This window comes from Caulobacter vibrioides (assembly GCF_002310375.3).
Lineage (GTDB): Bacteria > Pseudomonadota > Alphaproteobacteria > Caulobacterales > Caulobacteraceae > Caulobacter > Caulobacter vibrioides_D.
On record NZ_CP023315.3, the window covers coordinates 3,601,195 to 3,617,511 of the forward strand.

Genomic DNA, 16,317 nt, shown 5'->3' on the forward strand with positions numbered 1-16,317 from the left:
GGCCCTCCTAAGTCGCTGGGCTGTCTTCCTCCTCGATTTCGGCCTCAACCGCCGCCAGGGTGATGTCGGCCGTAAGCTCAGCGGCGGCCTCCGCCTCGAGCTCGCTGGCGATCTTGTCGAAAAGCTTGTCGAACTCGCCGGCGAGCAGAGCCGCCACGGCGCGCGGGTCGGTCTCCGCCGCGATGCGCTCCGCGTGCTGGCGCACCAGGCCTTGCGTGCGCTCGCGGATCATCCGGCCCATCTCGCCGGCGCGCCGCTCATACTCCGCCACCGACACCAGCTGGCCCAGCAACCGGCCGTTCTCGATGCGCCGGCGCGTCGTGCGCTCCCGCATATCGTCCAGCCGCGCTTGCTCGGTTTGGCTCAAAGCCACGGGCGAAGCCCCTACCTGCGTCGGCGACTTGATCGGATTTTTCTCGTCCGCCGGCGCAGCGGCGGCGGTGCGTTCGATGTCTTTGGGGCGTCCGCGCGTCTGGTCGATCGTGGCCCTGACCAGGATCGCTGACTTCTCAGCGTCGACCTTCTCGCGGCCTGGATGATCCGGATCCGGACCCATCACGATCAGGCCGCGCTTGGCCCAATTCGAAACCGCCGAGGGGCCGACCTTCATGAAGGTGGCGAATTCGGACTTGCTCATCATAGTCATGAATTCACACATTTCATAATGAATTCAGCGACCTAACTAACGCGAAAGCGCGCTCAGCCCCACCGCATACGCCGGGGGCACCCCAGGGAGGACCCGAGGGCATGGGTGATGCGAGGCTAAGGGCCTGAATTGATTGGGGTTTTGGGCATGAGAAAGCCCGCCGCGGTGAACCGGGCGGGCTGCTGACGCACCTCTGTGCTTGATCCTTTTGTGCCAATACTGATCCCTGATTCGCAAGGGCCTATTTCATGAATAGATGCCGCTTCACATCGTGAAGCTCATACGCCACCACCGAAAGCCCTTCTCGGAGCTCAGCAACGGCAGCGCGGGCGGCGCGGCCGACCTTGCCAAGCGAGCGCAGGGTCGACCCCTCACCGGCAACGGCGCGGACGAAGTGCAGCCGCTTGCCTGAACGGTCGGACGCCATGACGGCCTGGTCGATCCTGGTCAGATGCACGCCGATGTAGGCGCGGAAGAGGCCAGCGGCCACGACGCCGTGCGAGGTTGAGCGCACGGCCTTGGGCTTGTCTTCCAGCTGCGAGCCCAGGCCTGCGCCCTTGCCTGCGTTCTCGAAGAGGAAGCGGTAGGTCATGGCCGTGCTCACGTCCGTCGCCGTCAGCGCCCCCTTGCGGGCCAGATAGGCCACGCCGTCGCGGCCCAGGGCGTGCACGGCCCGGTCATCGAACGGCACCACGATGTCCTGGCGGCGCAGGCCAGCGTCGCGCAGCCGCTGCTGGGTGGCCTCGAGCTCGGCGCGTATGACGGCCACCCGGCGCGCCGCCTCGAGCGCCGCGCCCGGCTCACCAGAAGCCGACAGCTGCATGGCGTCGCGAAGGCCGCGCATCTGGTCAGCAGCCGCATCGCCCAGGGCGTCGATCGCCCGCATCAGCTCGCCGGCGTCTTCCTCTGGTGTTTGGATTTTTTGATCTTTGATCATTGAAAGCTATCTCAAAGAGACGACGGACAAACGGACAATAAGGGGGGACATATCTCGCACATGACGCCCGCATTAGGGTCCACACGGCGGGAATGTCCGTACTGTTCGGAGTGTCCGTTTTCGTCGCAGAGACAGCGACTTAGCTGACGGACATTTGGGGCGCTCCGGACATTCCATTGTCCGTTTTTCGCCGGTTCGGGCTGGTCCCCAATGGGGACGCCGGGCCTGAATGTCCGTCTGTCCGTCAATGTCCGTCAGTTCGGCGGCCATGGTCAAGCCCCCCACGGCGGCTGGTTATCGAAGGCGTCCAGCGCGTCATCCAGGACCGCCGCGCGCGCTTCGTTCACGTCTGGGCCGCCGGCGCTAGCCAAGGCGATATCGGCTTGCCGTTCCTCAGCGGTTTTCAGGCGGATAGGGCCGCGTTGCTTGTTGCCGTTGCGGTCCTTGCCCGCGAGCAGGATCTGGCGCTGCTGCAGGGCGTCGCCGAACGCGCGGATCGACATGGGCTTGTCGATCCCCTGGTCTTCCGCCCAGGACTTGTAGTCGTTGTGCAATGCCGTCGAGAGGGTCTTTGCGTCCTCGGCCGCCTTGCCCCAGATGCAGCGCTCGTTGAGCCACTCACCGAACGGGCTGGACTGTTTTCGATAGTCCTCGCGAACCTTGGTGACCCCTTCCGGTGGGGCCAGGCCTTGCTCAAGCCAGGCCGCCGCGCCCTCGATCAGCCAATTCAGGATCCCCGGCCGCTCGACCTCGAGCTTTTTGGGCAACAGCCGGTCGACCTTGTCGGGGGCGACCTGGTTGGGGAACAGGATCGGGAACATGCGCCGCCAGATCCCGTCGTCGTCACCGCGCGCCACGGGGAAGGCGTTACACTCGACCCACAGCTTGCCGGCCGGCCGGAAGTCGAACGGCTTCTCGCGCAGCTCGCGAGCGGTGATGGGCGATCCCGAAGTCCAGGCCTTGAGCAGGCCTTCGTTCCATTTGGCTCCCCGTGGCGGCTCAGAGAGCACCACCAGGCGCGCATCGCCGGCCAGCTTGACGATGTCGGGCGCGGCCTGGCCGCCGCCCTGCAGGCCGGTATCGAGGAATGTCGCCACGGCCCCGACGGCGCCATAGGTGCCCAACGTCTCGCGAATGGCGTCCAGGATCGTTGACTTGCCGTCGCGGCCGAGGCCCTGACAGAGGAAGATCGCCTGCTCGTGGATCGCGGCCGTCGCCGAGTAGCCCTGGGCGCGATGGAAGAACGCCCGCATGCCGTCATCGGAGATCGACGTCTCGACCGTCTTGCGGAAAAGCGGCGCCTGGGCCGCTGGGTCATAGTCCAGGTCGATCAGGCGCGTCAGGCGATCGCCTGGATCATGCGGCTTGAGCACCGCCTTGAACCGCTCCCCTTCGGGCGCCGCCGCGTTGTGGGTCAGCCAGAGCGTCCCGTTGCGACAGTTCAGCGCCATGGGATGGCGGTCAAAGGCGTCGATTTCGACCGTGAGATACGGCTCGGCCAGGGCCAGCATGGCCGACTGCGCCGCCCGGTTGCCCAAGCTCTCGATGTACTTGAGCAATTCCTTGGTCGGGACCTTGGCGTGCGCCTTGACGAGCTCGTCCCAGATCCCGCGCATCTTGTTAGCGACGCGGTGCCCCATGCGCTTGGCCAGCTGGTCGCCAAGCTTACGATCCCAGAACTTGCCGTTGTAGCCGACCCAGCCTTGGCCCAGCTGATAGAGCAGGGTGCAGCGCGAGGTCACGACGTCGCCGTCATCGTCGATCACCCCGCCAATGAGGCGGATGAATCGTCGACTGTTGCCGTAGTCGTTGAGATCAAAGCCCGCGAGCTCAGCAGCGGTCGGGGCGTCGTCAAAGTCAAACTCATCGGCGCTCACGCCAAGCCCTCCCCAGCGCCCAGCCGGGCGCGCAGTTCATCGTTGAAGTCCATGCCGGCCCGCGCGCCCTTGGCGCGAACGGTCGCCGGCGTCGTCGCCTTCCACGCCGCCACGGCCAGGCTCGCGCAGATGCGCGCGCGTTCCTCCGAGGACAGATGGCGCTCGAGGGTGCCGCCGGTGGCTTTGCGCACCTTCACCTTGACCGGCTTCATGTCGCGGTCGATCGCGATCATGATTTCGCCCCAGGGCTGCTCTTTTGGTTCGGGCCAGGTGAACGCCGGCGCGCCAGGATCTGGGCGCGTGACCTCGGGATCCATTCGCCCCCATTTGTCCAGGAGCAGACCGCCCTGAACCGCGCGAAGCGACAGCGCCGCGACAACCCGCCGGGGCCCACCGGCCAGGATGGCCGCTGACAACGCGGTTTCGATGCCCTCTGCCTCGACCAGGCCGCCGGGCGCGCAAGGGTGCGAGAGCCAGACGCAGCCCGGCCGCCAGACGCCATCGATCAGCGCCGCTTGCGGACCCCACATGCGCTTGGCGGGTTCGATCGGGGCCTTGCCCGATCCATCCGGCGCCAGATAGGTGACGTGCACGCCGCCGGTCGGCCCCGCCGGCGTCCGCACCAGGCCAACCATGGCCGGGAACCGCACGGGCTTGCGCGTCGGGCCGCTGTGATAGGCGTTCTTGACGAAGCGCAGCTGGCGCAGCGCCGCGTCCAGGATCGGTCCGTCGATCCCTCGGGCGCGCAGATAGGTCTCGACCACCGTGCCGGCGGCGGGCTTGCCCTTTTTCCAGAATTCGGCCGCCTGGCGCAGCTTGGCCGCGTCCTCGTCGGCCGGCGATCGCTCGGGCCGCCGGCGCTCGGCCTGGGGCGGCCGCTCGCGCTTGGGCAGGGGCGTGCCGGTCATCTTCTCGGCGGCTTCCTTGACCGACAGGCGATGCATCGCGGCATAGAGGTCGACCGCGTCGCCGCCCTTGGAGCATTGCGAGGCCCCGCCGTTGAAACAGCCCCAGCGCCTGCCGGCGTCATCGACCCAGAACCGCGTCGACGTCCGGCTCTGGCCATCCCCACACACGGGGCAGGCCCCGCGATAGCGCCGACCCGAGCGGTACACCTTGTGATCGCCCAGGACGTCGAAGACGCTCGAGATCTGGTTCGCCCGGCGGATCAGGTCGGTGAGGTCGCTCATGCGAAGTCCTCGATGCGAACGCCGTTCGCACGGCGCACGATGAAGTTTCGGGCGTCTTCCGCCGCCTCGACCAAACCCAGGCGCGCTATCCGCCGCGCGGCCTCCTGGTCAGCCTGGTAGGCGAGGGTCGCCCACGTTGCCCCATGGCGCTCGGAGTCCAGCACGCGGCTCAGGACGTAGCGCTCGCGGTCCGTCAGGTCCTCGCGCGTCATGGCTCCAGCCCGTCAAACAGCGGCGCGGGCGACGCCCGGCCATAGCGCTGGACATCGTCGCGCTTCCAAAGCCGGGCCTTGGTCCCGGGCGGGATCAGCGTGCTGGGCCAGAGGCCCAGGCGGCGGCTGGCGGCGATCGCGTCCGCCAGCGGCGAGACGTCCTCTGCAGCCGGGTGCATCCAGACAAACCACGAATAGGCCGTGGCGAACGTACCCTCATGATCCCAGTAGCCCAGGCGCATCGAGACCCGCTCGGAGAACGTCGCCTGCAGCGCCAGGCGCTTCATAAGGTCGTAACGGCCCTCGCTTTCCAGGGCCGTGGTTCGCAGCAAAAGGGCCACGCCATTGCGCGCGACCTCGAGGCCCCGCTCGACGAACTCGCCCAGGTGCTTGAACGGCGGATTGGTCACCACCCAGTCAGGCTGCTCGATTGACTGGCGCGCGCCGCGATCGAGGAAGTCCTCGACCCCGCCGAACCCGTGCGCGTGGATGTCCGTCGCTCGCACGCGGAACGCCTCGCCCAGCGGGCCGGCCATGTGACCCTCGCCGCAAGCCGGCTCGTCGATCGAGACCGCGCCAGGATCGGCCAGCAGCACGATCTCGCCGCCGGCGCGCCCCGCCCAGGGCGGCGTCGGGAAATAGTCGAGCGCGCGATAGAGCGCGGTCTGGGCGTCGTCGGCCTCGACGATCGCCGGCGCATGGGCCTCGACCACGGCGCGGGAGGGCTTGCGGCTCATGCGCGCCTCCGGACGGCGGCGACCAGGTCGTCTTCGGCCACGCTGAAAAGGTCGGCCACTTCCGGCAGCGGCCATCGGGCGCGCAGGAAGTGGCCCGCCCACCGCGCGATCCGGTCGGTGACCGGCTTCAAGCGCATTCCGCCCTTACGATACGCGGGCGGAATGGCTGCGGTGGGCGACGCCGCCGGCGCTGGCGAGGTCAGCGCGGTGGCGGCGGAAGAGGAGAGGACCGGCGTTGCAGCGACCAGATCCGCGTCGGAGGCAGCCGGCCGGTCGTAGCGCTCGACGCGCTTGACCACGGGCTTGGCGATTTCAGGTTTTGCGCCCGGCGTCTTGCGGGGCTTTGCAGCTGGGACCTCGGCCGGGGCCTTACGGGCCTGGTCGTCGGCGCGCAGCATCTCGAGCGCCTGGGCGACGCTGCTGACCTGCAGGCGGCCTAGCCGATTGTAGACCGCGGACTCCGAGCTGCTGCACATGAAGGCGATCGACGCCGTCGACATGCGGGCGGCGTAGAGGCCCAGGATGTTGCGATCTTTGGCGCTCAGCGGCGTCATGGGCGAGCATCCCCCATCAAGTCATCGACAAGGTCCGCGACAGCGATCAGAGGGCGCGCGAAAGACCGCCGCCCCCTTGGGCTGGCGTCGCGAAAGGCTTTGGCGGCGAAAATCAGCATCGCCGCCGCCCGCGCGCCCTCGGGCGTCTGCAGGGCGAAGGGCGTGCGGCGGGCCAGCGAGATCTCGTTGGCGAAGTCGATCAGGCTCCAACGGGCCACGCCCGAGGGATCGGGCTGCGCGCCCCGCGTCTCGATCTCGGCCGCCGCGCCCAGCTGGCGACACATGGTCACCAGCCGACGCCAGCGGATCGCCGGATCCAGGTCCTGGTGGCGACGCATCTGCTCAACGCTGAACGGGCGCTTGCGCATCTCAGCCGTCCAGATCCGCACGCGCTCGCGCGGGCCGCCCAGGGGCCAGGGCCGCCTCGACCTGGTCAGCCAGGCCGGCCAGCAGCGGGGCCTTCTCGACGCGCTGGTCTGGGTGCAGACCTGCAAAGGTCTTGCCCAATTCGACCAGGCGCTGAAAGGGCGAGCCCTTGAAGGCGAACGCGGGCGGGACCTGCGCGCGGCCAGCGACCTGCGCCCGCTTTCCTAGGTCGCCGGCGAACGCCAGGGGCGCAGAGGCCTGCGCGCGGGCAGCCTTGATCAGGCGCGCCCACTTGCCGAGGCACTCGGTGCTGGGTTCGGGAAGGCGCCGCCGGCTCATGGCGCGCCCTCTCCATCGGTGGGAGCGGTTTGCCCGCCCCCACCGACTCGCGGTTCCTTGCCAAGACCCCTCTCAAACAAGGAACCGAACCGATGATCAGCCGCGCTGAATTTGAAGAAGCGATGCTGAAAATGGCTGAACTGAACACCCAACGCGCCACGGAAATCCGAGCCCTGGACCGCCTGGTCATGGCGCTGGCCTGCATCGGCGTCGACCAGGCTGCAGACCGAACCGCCTATACGGAGAAGCTTCGCGGCATGGCGCTTGGCGCTGTCGAGCAGGGCTCCGATCCGCGCGTGGAACCGCTGCGCGAACGTCTGGAGCTGCTGCTGGCCAAGATCGAGGCCTGGTCGGCGCAAGATCACGGGTAGCTCATCCGCCCAGGCGCACAGTTCTTTCTGGCGTTCGATCTCCTGGCGCCAGGCTGCGGGCTCGGGACAGACCGGCTTGAAGGGCCAGCTCATCGGCCGCCCTCGCCACGCGAGGATTTCGCTGCGCACGCGAAATCCGGTTTATGACTCGAAATGCAACCAATGGTCAATTGAGTCGCATTGTCGCAACCGAAGCGTTGCCTTTTAGGTTGCGCAGAATTCAAGTCTCGCTTTGAAATACCCGTGCGACGGGTTGTCGCAGTAGGAGTAAAGCCAGTGTTGAGTGAGAGGGAAGCCGCCGTAGAGCGGGTGCTTAGTGACTTGCGCGCCTTGTTGAATGGCCGCGCCGATACAGTCTGCCCCTGCGGAAGGGGCGAGAAGTACAGGATTGCGCAGGGCGACGTCTTGGCCAAGGCGCTGGCGCAAGTGCATGAGGCGCGCAGCTTTGCCGAAGCCGCCGTGCAGAACGCCGATCGAACGCTAGGCGCGCTTGAGGAGCTTTCGGGTCTGGCGAGAGCGGCCCTCATGGCGCCGCCTCAATAGCGATGGGCTCAGCGAAGTCCTTTTCGCTGATTTGGCCGCCCGTATAGGCCTCAATCCGTCGAGCGGTTTCGTCGTCAGGCACCGTCCGGCTGGGGTCACCAAAGGGCAGGCACAGGCGGCGAACATACTCGTGCGAGCGGTCGAGCGCCGCAGCTGCCGCACGATGCGAGATGCCCCGATCCCATAGAAATTGGGCGAGGGCGGGCCTTTGGCGAGGGGGCGGAAGGGTCTCCACGGTCGATGTCCTGAGCTTCATCGACCATGGAAGCGAAACTGCTTCGTTGATTTTGTCAACGAAAGCGTTTCATAAATAGAAACGATGCCGTCGCTCGCCCGCGCCTTCTCCGTTGCGCAGGTTGTCTCAATGACAACCGACCGTGACGATGACCAAGAGGCCCGCCTATGGGGCCGGGCGCTCAGCGTGCTGCGCCACGGCAAGGGGCTTAGCCAGGCTCAAGCCGCCGAGGCGTTCGGTGAGGGCGGTATCAGCGCCCAGGGCTGGGGCCTCTATGAGAGCGGCAAACGTCCCGGTATTTTCCGACCGGAGGTCCAGCGCAAGCTGGCCAAGGCCCTAGGGGTCACGCCTGCGGATCTGCTCGATGCCCGCCGCGCTCTGGATGGGCCGGCTGCCGAGCAGCGACCCATAGCCGAGATACGCGAGTTTCGGCCTAAGCCGGCTTCTGGGGACCTGATCATCCGCGATCGCGTCCAGGCCGGCGCCTTCCTGATGGCGGATGACCTTTCTCAGATTGAGCCTCGGCCTTATCCGGCCCTCAAGGACAGCCGCTATCCGGCCGCCGAGCAATGGCTTTCGCAGGTGGTAGGCGATTCCGTGAACCTGCTTGGGATCATCGAGGGCGACCTGGTTCATTGCGTTTCTGCGATCGACATCGGTTATATGCCGCGAACGGGCGACATCGTTGAGGTCGAGCGGCTGAGGTTTGGCGGGCGGATGCGCGAGCTCACCGTTAAGCAGGTTGAGGTCACCGCCCAGGGCGTCGTTCTGTGGCCTCGATCGACCAACGAACAGTTTTCCGCCCCCGTGGTCCTCACGGATGGCCTGGCGGACGGTGAAGAGGCCGAGGTCCGAATCCGTGGCCTGATCGTCGGCTCAATCCGCCGCTACTAACCCAGATAGTTGTCCGCCGGCCGCGCCTCGTCTGACGGTCTGGTCGGCGAGGCCGCTTCAGCTGGCGCCGAGATCCCGAGCTGCGCAGCCTGGATGTCCATCAGTCGCGCCTCGATCTTGCTGAACAGGCCCTTCCAGAAGCCCAGGAACGCCAGGCCGCCTGCCATGACGATAAAGATCGTGGCGAAGACCTCAGCGCCAGCCGCGCCGCCGCTGGCGGCCATTGCGCAGAATGCGGCTAGGGCAAAGGCTGCGCCCGCCGCCCACATGTAGCTAGCGCCGTTTCCAATTCGCGCCTTTTGCATGCCTACGCCCTCGTTTGTTTCTTCACGCGTTGCGCGCATCTGACCAGTCGCGCGCCTTAAGGAACAGCGATCGTTCCGTTTCATTAAACGATTTTGTTTCGTTGGATCGTTGACATTGCCAACGAAACGGTTTCGTTTCGTCCACAACCTCGCGCCGACCTGGAACGGATTACCCGTCAGCGGCGGAGGGCAGGAGGACTGTTTGCATGGAACTGAACGCTGACACCCACGGCCTTTCGCTGGTGGTGGCTGACCGGGGCTTTGTCTGGGTCGGTGAAACGGTCACGACCCAAGACTGGGTCGAGATCAAGAACGCCCGCTGCGTGCGTCGCTGGGGCACGACCAAAGGCCTGAACCAGCTTGCCGTCGAAGGCCCGCTGTCGGGCACCCAGCTCGACGCGCCCGCCGACATCAAGGTCAACCGCAAAGCCCTCATCGCCATCATCCCGTGCGAGGCCGAGAAGTGGGCCGCGTAGCCACCCTCGACGGCCAAGGTGCGGGCACCGCCCGCACCGACGGCGACGGCGACGGCTACGGCGACGGCTACGGCTACGGCGACGGCTACGGCGACGGCTACGGCTACGGCGACGGCGACGGCTACGGCGACGGCTACGGCGACGGCTACGGCTACGGCGACGGCGACGGCTACGGCTACGGCTACGGCTACGGCTACGGCGACGGCTACGGCTACGGCGACGGCGACGGCTACGGCTGGTGAGCCGGAGGCCCGGCCAGGGCTCGGCGTAGCCCTACCGCCCTGGCCGGGCCTCCTCTTTTTCAAACCACATCAAAGGGCGCGCCAGGCGCACCCAACGGAGGATTCCAAAATGGCCTTTGACGCCGAAGCCGGTCGCACCCCTAACCCCATCGACGTTGCGGTCGGCCGCCGCATGCGCGATCGCCGCAAGACGCTGGGGATGAGCCAGGAGGCCTTGGCCGCCGCCCTGGGGATCACCTTCCAGCAGATCCAGAAGTACGAAAGCGGCGCCAACCGCATCAGCGCCAGCAAGCTCTACGCCGCCGCCCGCACGCTGCAGACGCCGGTTCAGAGCTTCTTCTTCGGCCTGCCCGATCCGGTGGCGGATCCGGACGCAGCGATCGAGGTCGAACCCGCCGGCCAGGCCCTGATTGACACCCAGGCCGGTGCGCGCCTGGCCCGCGCCGCTTTGGCCTTACCCCAGGATCTGCTGGTCAAACTGGCCAACATCGCCGAAGCGATCGCCGACGCCGTTGCGACGCAGCAGCCCAAGGCGGACGCCCAATGAGCGCCGCCGCCATCCTAATGTCGCCGGCCGCGACCCAGCGCGCACTGCCGGAAACTGAGATTGTCGTGCGCTCGCCGATCGGCGACGTGCGGGTCTGGATCGACGGCGACGGCCTGGTCCGCACGTCGATCACCGCCGACCAGACCGCCAATGACGCCGCCGCCGGCGCCGTGCGCGACCTGGGCGTGCTGGTCGAACGCGCCCAGGTCGCCGTGCGCGGCCTCGTCACCGCCCTGGGCCCCCAGGTGCGCGGCGCGGGCCTCATGACCTGGTTGCGCGCCCGCTGCGACACCAGCAACCCGCACGCCCGCACCCCGGCCACCGTGCTGTTCAACGACTACGTCGCCTTCATCGAGAGCGAGGGCGGCCAGATCATGAGCCGCCGCGCCTTTGGCGACGCGCTGTCCAGCCAGGGCCTGCCGCCCGCCGGCAAGAACGCCGCAGGTCTCAAGTATCGCGGCGGGGTGGTGCTGAAAGCTCAGCTCGAGGAGACGAGCCAATGACCAGCCCGTTCGGACAATGGTACGCCGCCCGCTGCGTCATCGAGGCCGGGGCCACCAGCCGGGGCCTCGACCTCTACGCCGACTACAAGGTCTGGGCCGTCGCTCAAGGCCATGCGCAGGTGATGTCGATCCGCGCGTTCGGCGACGCCCTGCAGCAGCGCCAGCACGTCCTGGCGGGCCGCGACGCCGAGCGCGTCAGGCTTCGTGCGGGCCTGCGTCTTCGCCAGACCAGCGACATCGCCGCCGCCCCGCGCCGGATCGGCAACTCGGAGTTTTACGCTTGGGCCGCCGCCCGCCTCGTGATCGACCCCGCCGAGACCACCTCGTTTTCGGCGCTGCTGAACGACTACGCTTGGTGGTGCGACCGGCAGGAGCGCTTTCAGTCGCTCTCAGCGCGCTACTTCGCCGGAATGATCGCCGAAGTCCTGCCGTGGGCCAAGACCACCAACGGCGGCGGCATCACGGTTTATGCAGGGGTTCGCCTGGCTCCCGGTCAAGACCCGCCTGGATCACCCCCGACATGCTGCACAGGATCCGCTGATCCAGGTGCTCCGACGATCCGCCGTGCGCTGGCAGCTCTGCTTCGATCGCTCGCCGCAAGGCTTGATGGCCGGCCTCCAGCTCCACCCGAGCCTCCGGCGAAATCCGGCTGATCAACCATTCGATCAGGAACTCCATCGCCGCCACCCGGTGCTCCAGCTCCGCGTCGCCCGCGCATCCCGCGTTCTGCGTCATCCCTCACCCCCCCTCCGGATCGGATCAACACAGATGATCGAGTCCACTCCTGAGTCCAGGCCGCCCCGCCTGTCCAGCGCCGCCGTCGACCGCATCGCGCAATGCCTGTCGGCGATCGAGGCCGCGCCTGCCGCCCAGCACAGCGTCGCCCTGTGCGTGATTGATCGCATCGCCGAGCCGCGCGCCGTGGTCGGCGTCATCGCCGGCGGCCGCCGCTTTGTGCTCGAGGCGGCCGAGGCCGACATGGCCGCCCGCGTCCTGGTGGATGACCGCCCGATCGCCGGCGCGCGGCTCATCGCCAACCATCTGCTGTTCCGCCTGGGCCAGGCCGAGCTGCTGCGCTTCCGTGCGAACGCCGTTCGCATGCTCACGCCGATGGGGCGCGGCTGACCATGGGGGAGGTCCTGTCCCTGGCCGACGCAGCCGCGCGCCTCGAGCCGCTGGGCGGCCAGGTCGTGGCAACGGCGATCCCCAGCGGGTCGCCGGCCGAGCCCATGCCGCCCTCGCTTCGGTTCGCCGGCGACGAGGGCGACGAGGTCAAGATCTTCTATCGCGCCCTCGAGGACCGCGAGGCGGCGGTGTCGGTCCTCTACGACGCGACCACCACCAACAAGGTGATCCGCGAGCTTTGCCGCCGCCTCGGCCGCAAACCCGACCAGCTGATCGCCACCGACGCCCGCCACATCAAGGACCCCTTCGGCGGCGAGCCCGACCCCTTTGGCCTGGCCTACATCCACCAGGCCGCCGGCGCGCGCGGCGAGAAACCCGGCGAGGCGCTGGCCTTCGTCAAGGGCGTCAGCTGGGTGACGCTCAACGTGGCCCTGAAAAAGCCCGTCAGCCTTCCGCCCGCGATCCGCCCGCCCCGCGAGGGCGAGGAAGCCCCCGCCGACGACACCCCCGAAACCCTTTCCGGAGACGACGAATGACGTCGCTGATAACGCACCAGTTGCTGGATGCGGAACCTGTCCTGCGCCTGCTGCAGGGCAAGGCTCAGGCCATGACGGCCACCCAGATCGCCAAGGAAACCGACCGCGATCCGTCGAACGTGCGCAAGGGCCTGCAGGCCTTCGAGGCCGCTGGCCTCTTGATCGGCGAGTCGGACGTGAAAGGCACTGCCTATCGGATCTCGCCCGCTGGCGTAGCCGGTCTCGAGGCGCTGGACGGCCAGGGCGCGGTGGGTCTGCCGCTCTGGCCGCTCGACGCCATCGACTACAACCCCGACAACCCGCGCAAGTCGGTGGCCCAGGAGGCCCTGGAAGGGCTGGCCGACACCATCGCCGAGGCCGAGGGCCTGCTGCAGCCCATCGTCCTTTATCCCGCCGGCGCGAACGGCGTTCGCATGCTGCACGCCGGCGAGCGCCGGGTCCGCGCCTGTCGCCTGCTGCAGGCGCAGGGTCGCTTGCCGCCGGCGCTGCAGGCGGGCCTGCCCTTCATCGAGCGCGAGGCCAGCAAGGCCCAGGCCCTGTTCATCGGCCTGGTCGAGAACAGCCAGCGCGAGAACCTGAGCCCCTTCGAGGACGCCCAGGCGCTCAAGGCCTTCCAGGACGAAACCGGCCTTTCGGCACGCGCGATCGCCTTCAAGTTGGGCCGCGCCCGCGAAGGCAGTGAGGAGGGCGTCCGGGACGTTCAGGAGAAAATCAAGGTTCTGACGCGCGCCAAACCCGAGGCCATTGCGCGCGTCCAGGCCGGCCGGGAAAGCTTCGACTGGCTGCGCCAACAGGTCCGCAAGCGCATCGAGGACGTCGGCCAGCAGCTGCGCCCGGTCGACATACTGACCCTGGCCGAGGTCAAGCTGCAGGCCCGCCGCAAGCCCAAGCGCTTCAGCTATGGCGAGCGGGAAACCGAGTGCAGCTACAAGGCCGGCAAGGACCCGATCCTTAAGGGATTGGTCTCGCAGGGCCTCCTGGCGTTCACCGAACAGGCGCGCGACGACCACAAGGCCTATGTCGAGATCCGCCACGCCGCGCTGGAGATCTTCAACACCGAAGAACTCGCCGGGATTTATGGCGACCTGAAAACCGCTGAGGAGCTGGTGCGCCAGCTCCGGATCGAAGCGTTCGGACAGGGCGGGGCATCTGTCCTGTCGATGAACGAAGAGTACGCCACGACCTGGCTGAACGGCCCCTTCACGCTCTCGGAAAAGGCCCAGGCCCTCGTCGACGCCGCCAAGGTGACCCGCCGCGAGCTGATCGCCGCCAACAAGGCCAAGAACGCAGCCCACAAGGCCCGCGTCGAGGAGGCGACCGCCATAGTGGTCGCGGTCGAGGAGCACGGCCTCGCCGGCCCCGCCATCGACGCCGTCGTCCTGCAGCTGGGGCGCTCGAAGATCAAGTTTCCACTGCGCGTCGAGAACAAGAACATCGTCGACGGCAAGGGCGACGCGGTTTTCTACAACGGCATGGGCTGGCGCTTCGCCGAGGACCAGGACGTCCTCATGCCGCTGCTGGTCGCTGTCCTGAACAGCGTCCTCGCCCCCACGCCGCTCGAGGCGGCGATCGCCAAGGCCCAGCCAGATCCCCAAGCCCAGGAGGAAGCTCATGCCGCCGCTTAACGCGACGCTCGACGAGCTCGTCGACTATCTGAAGGACAAGGCCCAGCGCTACGCCGCGATCGCTCAGGGCCATATCCAGCGCTCCGAGGTCTATGCCGCCGGCACGGACCAGACACGCCCGAACGCGGTGTTCGCAGCCAAGTACCAGGACGCCGCCCGGCAGGCCCTGCAGCTGGCCCAGCAATACGCCGACTACGCCACCTGGTTCGCCATGCTGCGCCCGCTCGACCAGGCCGCGCCCGGCGACCAGATCCTGGTTCCCGCCACCTTCCTGCGCCGCGCGGCCGACGAGGACTTCCCCGGCGAGGCCTTCGTCCGCGTCGCAGGCGCAAGCGACCCGCTGCGCCTCCCCATCCAACCCGCCGCCGTCAGCGCCTGAAAGGACAAGCGCCCATGCCCCCCAAGGATCCGCCGCCCATGTGGGCCGCCAAAGCCAGCCCGTCGAACCCACCCGCAAAACCCGTCACGGCCTATGGCGTGCTGCTGCGCGCGGCTGCGGTGCTGGCCGGTTTCTTCGCCGCGCTCATGCTGCTGTCCGACCTCCTGGACGCGGTCACGCGCGGCCCGGCCGACCCGATCCGCCTGCTGCTGACCTGCAGCTGGGGCGGCGCCGTCCTGATCTGCGCCGGCGCAACCTGGCGCGCGGCCGTCCAGCGCGGGGAGGGGTGAGGGATGGCGGAAGTCATAACCGTCCAGGAACTGCACGCGCGCTTCAAAGCCCAGGACGTCGGCGAGCGCCGCTTCATCGCCATGAAGTGCCCGATCTGCGGCACTGTCCAGAACATGCAATCCCTCCTGACGGCGGGCGCGGGCGAAACCGAGGACCAGGTCGAGCGGTACATCGGCTTTAGCTGCGTCGGGCGCTGGACAAACGCCGGCCCGCACAAGCGCGGCGAGCCGCCCGGTCGCGGCTGCGACTGGACGCTCGGCGGGCTCTTCAAGCTCCACAAGCTAGAGGTCGTGAACGCGCGCGGCCGGCGCGAACCGTACTTCGAGATCGCCACCCAGGAAGAGGCCAAGGCGCTCCAGGCGCAGCAGGAGGCGCCCGCCCATGGCTGACGGAACCAAGAGCCTGGGCGAGAAGCTGTTCGACAGCCTGGTCGTCGCCCGCGCCGAAACGACCACCTGGGCGGCGCTGTCGGACCAGGACCGCACAATCTGCGAGAAGGCCGCGTTGGACTTCTGCGCGCGGCTCTCGCACGACGAACCGGCCCGCACCCCAGCCCCTAGCGCCCCTGTAGAGGCGGGAGACGCGCACCTAGTTCGCCATTGCGCGCACTTAGACTGCACCAAAGCTCAGCGCTGCGTTTCCCCCGATGCCTGCACTGTGAAAGCGTTCGCCGGGATGACCCGCGAATGGTTAGAGCGAAAAGCAACGCTTGAGGGTGATCACGAGGTTGGGGCTGGGGTCACCCACCCCACCCCTCCAGCCGTAGAGCGGATAGAGATTGATCCTGACATCGCGCGCGGTCTTCCGGGCGGTCAGGTGGATCTGGCGACGTACGAGGCCATTGAAGAGGCGCTGGACAAGGCCAACGCACCCGTCACTGCGAACGGCAAGTTCCTGACCTTAGCGGAGCGCGTCGCGGCCATGGCGGCGCACGTAGAGCGGTTGGCAGAGGCGGCGAAGGCGGCGGTTGCCGCGCTGCAAATAGAGGTCCGGGCCAACGAAATGTCGGCGGGGATCATGCGCGACCCGGCGAGGACTGGCGGATGGGAAGGCGCAGGTCGGACGGCAAACGCCTTTGCGCGTCACGCCCTCAAGGCGGCGAACATCCGAGACAGTCTAGCCGAAGCCCTCGCCACCTTTCAGGAGGTGGGGCGGTGACGGCGCATCAAGATCATAACCGCCTCGCGCCGGAACTCTTACGTCGCGTTGTCGAGGGGACCGGCACCCCAACAGAGATGTTGGTCGTGGTTGAAAGCCTCGTCTTGGGAGCGTGCCTGTACGCGGCTGGAGGGAAACCGCGCGGGGCGGCGATCTATCTGGACCAACTCGCCCACGCCGTCACCGAACGGCTTACCGAGCAAACGGAGGTGGGGCGGTGAAGCTCACG

The 16,317-nt window shown here is 67.8% G+C and carries 24 protein-coding genes; 14 read left to right on the forward strand and 10 right to left on the reverse strand.

What is annotated here, in order from left to right; translation table 11 throughout:
• Window positions 1-7: 7 nt before the first annotated feature.
• The 9 genes from CA606_RS17020 to CA606_RS17060 form a co-directional block, all read right to left on the reverse strand.
• The gene (locus CA606_RS17020; protein WP_096053965.1) at window positions 8-637 is read right to left on the reverse strand and encodes a hypothetical protein; all 630 of its coding nucleotides are present in this window, start codon (window positions 635-637) and stop codon (window positions 8-10) included.
• Between the two features lie 250 nt (window positions 638-887).
• Entirely contained in the window at window positions 888-1,583 is a 696-nt protein-coding gene (locus CA606_RS17025; protein ID WP_096053447.1) for a hypothetical protein, read from the reverse strand.
• 272 nt (window positions 1,584-1,855) lie between these two features.
• A complete protein-coding gene (locus tag CA606_RS17030) occupies window positions 1,856-3,460 on the reverse strand; it encodes a DNA primase family protein (protein ID WP_096053446.1) in 1,605 nt (534 codons plus the stop codon).
• Window positions 3,457-4,650: a DUF7146 domain-containing protein gene (locus tag CA606_RS17035; RefSeq protein WP_096053445.1), complete on the reverse strand. Its 1,194-nt coding sequence runs from the start codon at window positions 4,648-4,650 to the stop codon at window positions 3,457-3,459. Before CA606_RS17035 ends, CA606_RS17030 begins: the two co-directional genes overlap by 4 nt.
• Entirely contained in the window at window positions 4,647-4,862 is a 216-nt protein-coding gene (locus CA606_RS17040) for a hypothetical protein (protein ID WP_096053444.1), read from the reverse strand. Before CA606_RS17040 ends, CA606_RS17035 begins: the two co-directional genes overlap by 4 nt.
• Window positions 4,859-5,599 (reverse strand): hypothetical protein, encoded by a 741-nt coding sequence (locus CA606_RS17045; protein ID WP_096053443.1) that lies wholly within the window; start codon window positions 5,597-5,599, stop codon window positions 4,859-4,861. The genes CA606_RS17040 and CA606_RS17045 overlap by 4 nt, the downstream gene beginning before the upstream one ends.
• Window positions 5,596-6,153: a hypothetical protein gene (locus tag CA606_RS17050; RefSeq protein WP_096053442.1), complete on the reverse strand. Its 558-nt coding sequence runs from the start codon at window positions 6,151-6,153 to the stop codon at window positions 5,596-5,598. The genes CA606_RS17045 and CA606_RS17050 overlap by 4 nt, the downstream gene beginning before the upstream one ends.
• Window positions 6,150-6,521 (reverse strand): hypothetical protein, encoded by a 372-nt coding sequence (locus CA606_RS17055; protein WP_096053441.1) that lies wholly within the window; start codon window positions 6,519-6,521, stop codon window positions 6,150-6,152. Before CA606_RS17055 ends, CA606_RS17050 begins: the two co-directional genes overlap by 4 nt.
• 1 nt (window position 6,522) lies before the next feature.
• Window positions 6,523-6,858, reverse strand: a complete 336-nt coding sequence (locus CA606_RS17060) for a hypothetical protein (RefSeq protein ID WP_096053440.1) — start codon at window positions 6,856-6,858, stop codon at window positions 6,523-6,525.
• A gap of 92 nt (window positions 6,859-6,950) precedes the next feature.
• Here CA606_RS17060 and CA606_RS17065 point away from each other — a divergent pair, with 92 nt between their 5' ends.
• Together CA606_RS17065 and CA606_RS17070 are read left to right on the forward strand one after the other, a co-directional pair.
• Entirely contained in the window at window positions 6,951-7,229 is a 279-nt protein-coding gene (locus CA606_RS17065; protein WP_096053439.1) for a hypothetical protein, read from the forward strand.
• A gap of 862 nt (window positions 7,230-8,091) precedes the next feature.
• Entirely contained in the window at window positions 8,092-8,901 is an 810-nt protein-coding gene (locus tag CA606_RS17070) for a helix-turn-helix domain-containing protein (protein ID WP_096053437.1), read from the forward strand.
• Here CA606_RS17070 and CA606_RS17075 read toward each other — a convergent pair.
• Window positions 8,898-9,206, reverse strand: coding sequence for a hypothetical protein (locus tag CA606_RS17075; protein WP_181242662.1), 309 nt, complete (start codon window positions 9,204-9,206; stop codon window positions 8,898-8,900). The genes CA606_RS17070 and CA606_RS17075 overlap by 4 nt on opposite strands.
• Before the next feature lie 206 nt (window positions 9,207-9,412).
• On the opposite strand from CA606_RS17075, the gene CA606_RS17080 reads away from it, so the two are divergent.
• The 12 genes from CA606_RS17080 to CA606_RS17135 all read left to right on the forward strand — a co-directional run bounded on the left by CA606_RS17080 (window position 9,413) and on the right by CA606_RS17135 (window position 16,088).
• Complete coding sequence (locus CA606_RS17080; protein WP_181242663.1) at window positions 9,413-9,682, forward strand: DUF6948 domain-containing protein; 270 nt, start codon at window positions 9,413-9,415, stop codon at window positions 9,680-9,682.
• Window positions 9,670-9,924 (forward strand): hypothetical protein, encoded by a 255-nt coding sequence (locus CA606_RS17085; protein WP_181242664.1) that lies wholly within the window; start codon window positions 9,670-9,672, stop codon window positions 9,922-9,924. The genes CA606_RS17080 and CA606_RS17085 overlap by 13 nt, the downstream gene beginning before the upstream one ends.
• 109 nt (window positions 9,925-10,033) lie before the next feature.
• Window positions 10,034-10,471, forward strand: a complete 438-nt coding sequence (locus tag CA606_RS17090; protein ID WP_096053435.1) for a helix-turn-helix domain-containing protein — start codon at window positions 10,034-10,036, stop codon at window positions 10,469-10,471.
• Window positions 10,468-10,974 carry a hypothetical protein gene (locus CA606_RS17095; RefSeq protein WP_096053434.1) on the forward strand — a complete coding sequence of 169 codons (507 nt, stop codon included), beginning with the start codon at window positions 10,468-10,470 and terminating at the stop codon, window positions 10,972-10,974. The genes CA606_RS17090 and CA606_RS17095 overlap by 4 nt, the downstream gene beginning before the upstream one ends.
• Window positions 10,971-11,627 (forward strand): hypothetical protein, encoded by a 657-nt coding sequence (locus CA606_RS17100; RefSeq protein WP_096053433.1) that lies wholly within the window; start codon window positions 10,971-10,973, stop codon window positions 11,625-11,627. The genes CA606_RS17095 and CA606_RS17100 overlap by 4 nt, the downstream gene beginning before the upstream one ends.
• A gap of 115 nt (window positions 11,628-11,742) precedes the next feature.
• Entirely contained in the window at window positions 11,743-12,099 is a 357-nt protein-coding gene (locus CA606_RS17105) for a hypothetical protein (RefSeq protein ID WP_181242665.1), read from the forward strand.
• A gap of 2 nt (window positions 12,100-12,101) precedes the next feature.
• Window positions 12,102-12,635: a hypothetical protein gene (locus tag CA606_RS17110; RefSeq protein ID WP_181242666.1), complete on the forward strand. Its 534-nt coding sequence runs from the start codon at window positions 12,102-12,104 to the stop codon at window positions 12,633-12,635.
• Window positions 12,632-14,260, forward strand: a complete 1,629-nt coding sequence (locus CA606_RS17115) for a ParB/RepB/Spo0J family partition protein (RefSeq protein WP_181242667.1) — start codon at window positions 12,632-12,634, stop codon at window positions 14,258-14,260. Before CA606_RS17110 ends, CA606_RS17115 begins: the two co-directional genes overlap by 4 nt.
• Window positions 14,247-14,639, forward strand: a complete 393-nt coding sequence (locus tag CA606_RS17120) for a hypothetical protein (protein ID WP_096053431.1) — start codon at window positions 14,247-14,249, stop codon at window positions 14,637-14,639. The genes CA606_RS17115 and CA606_RS17120 overlap by 14 nt, the downstream gene beginning before the upstream one ends.
• Before the next feature lie 38 nt (window positions 14,640-14,677).
• Window positions 14,678-14,929: a hypothetical protein gene (locus tag CA606_RS17125; RefSeq protein ID WP_181242668.1), complete on the forward strand. Its 252-nt coding sequence runs from the start codon at window positions 14,678-14,680 to the stop codon at window positions 14,927-14,929.
• A gap of 3 nt (window positions 14,930-14,932) precedes the next feature.
• Entirely contained in the window at window positions 14,933-15,319 is a 387-nt protein-coding gene (locus CA606_RS17130; protein ID WP_096053429.1) for a VVA0879 family protein, read from the forward strand.
• A complete protein-coding gene (locus tag CA606_RS17135) occupies window positions 15,312-16,088 on the forward strand; it encodes a hypothetical protein (protein ID WP_096053428.1) in 777 nt (258 codons plus the stop codon). Before CA606_RS17130 ends, CA606_RS17135 begins: the two co-directional genes overlap by 8 nt.
• Window positions 16,089-16,317: the final 229 nt, after the last annotated feature.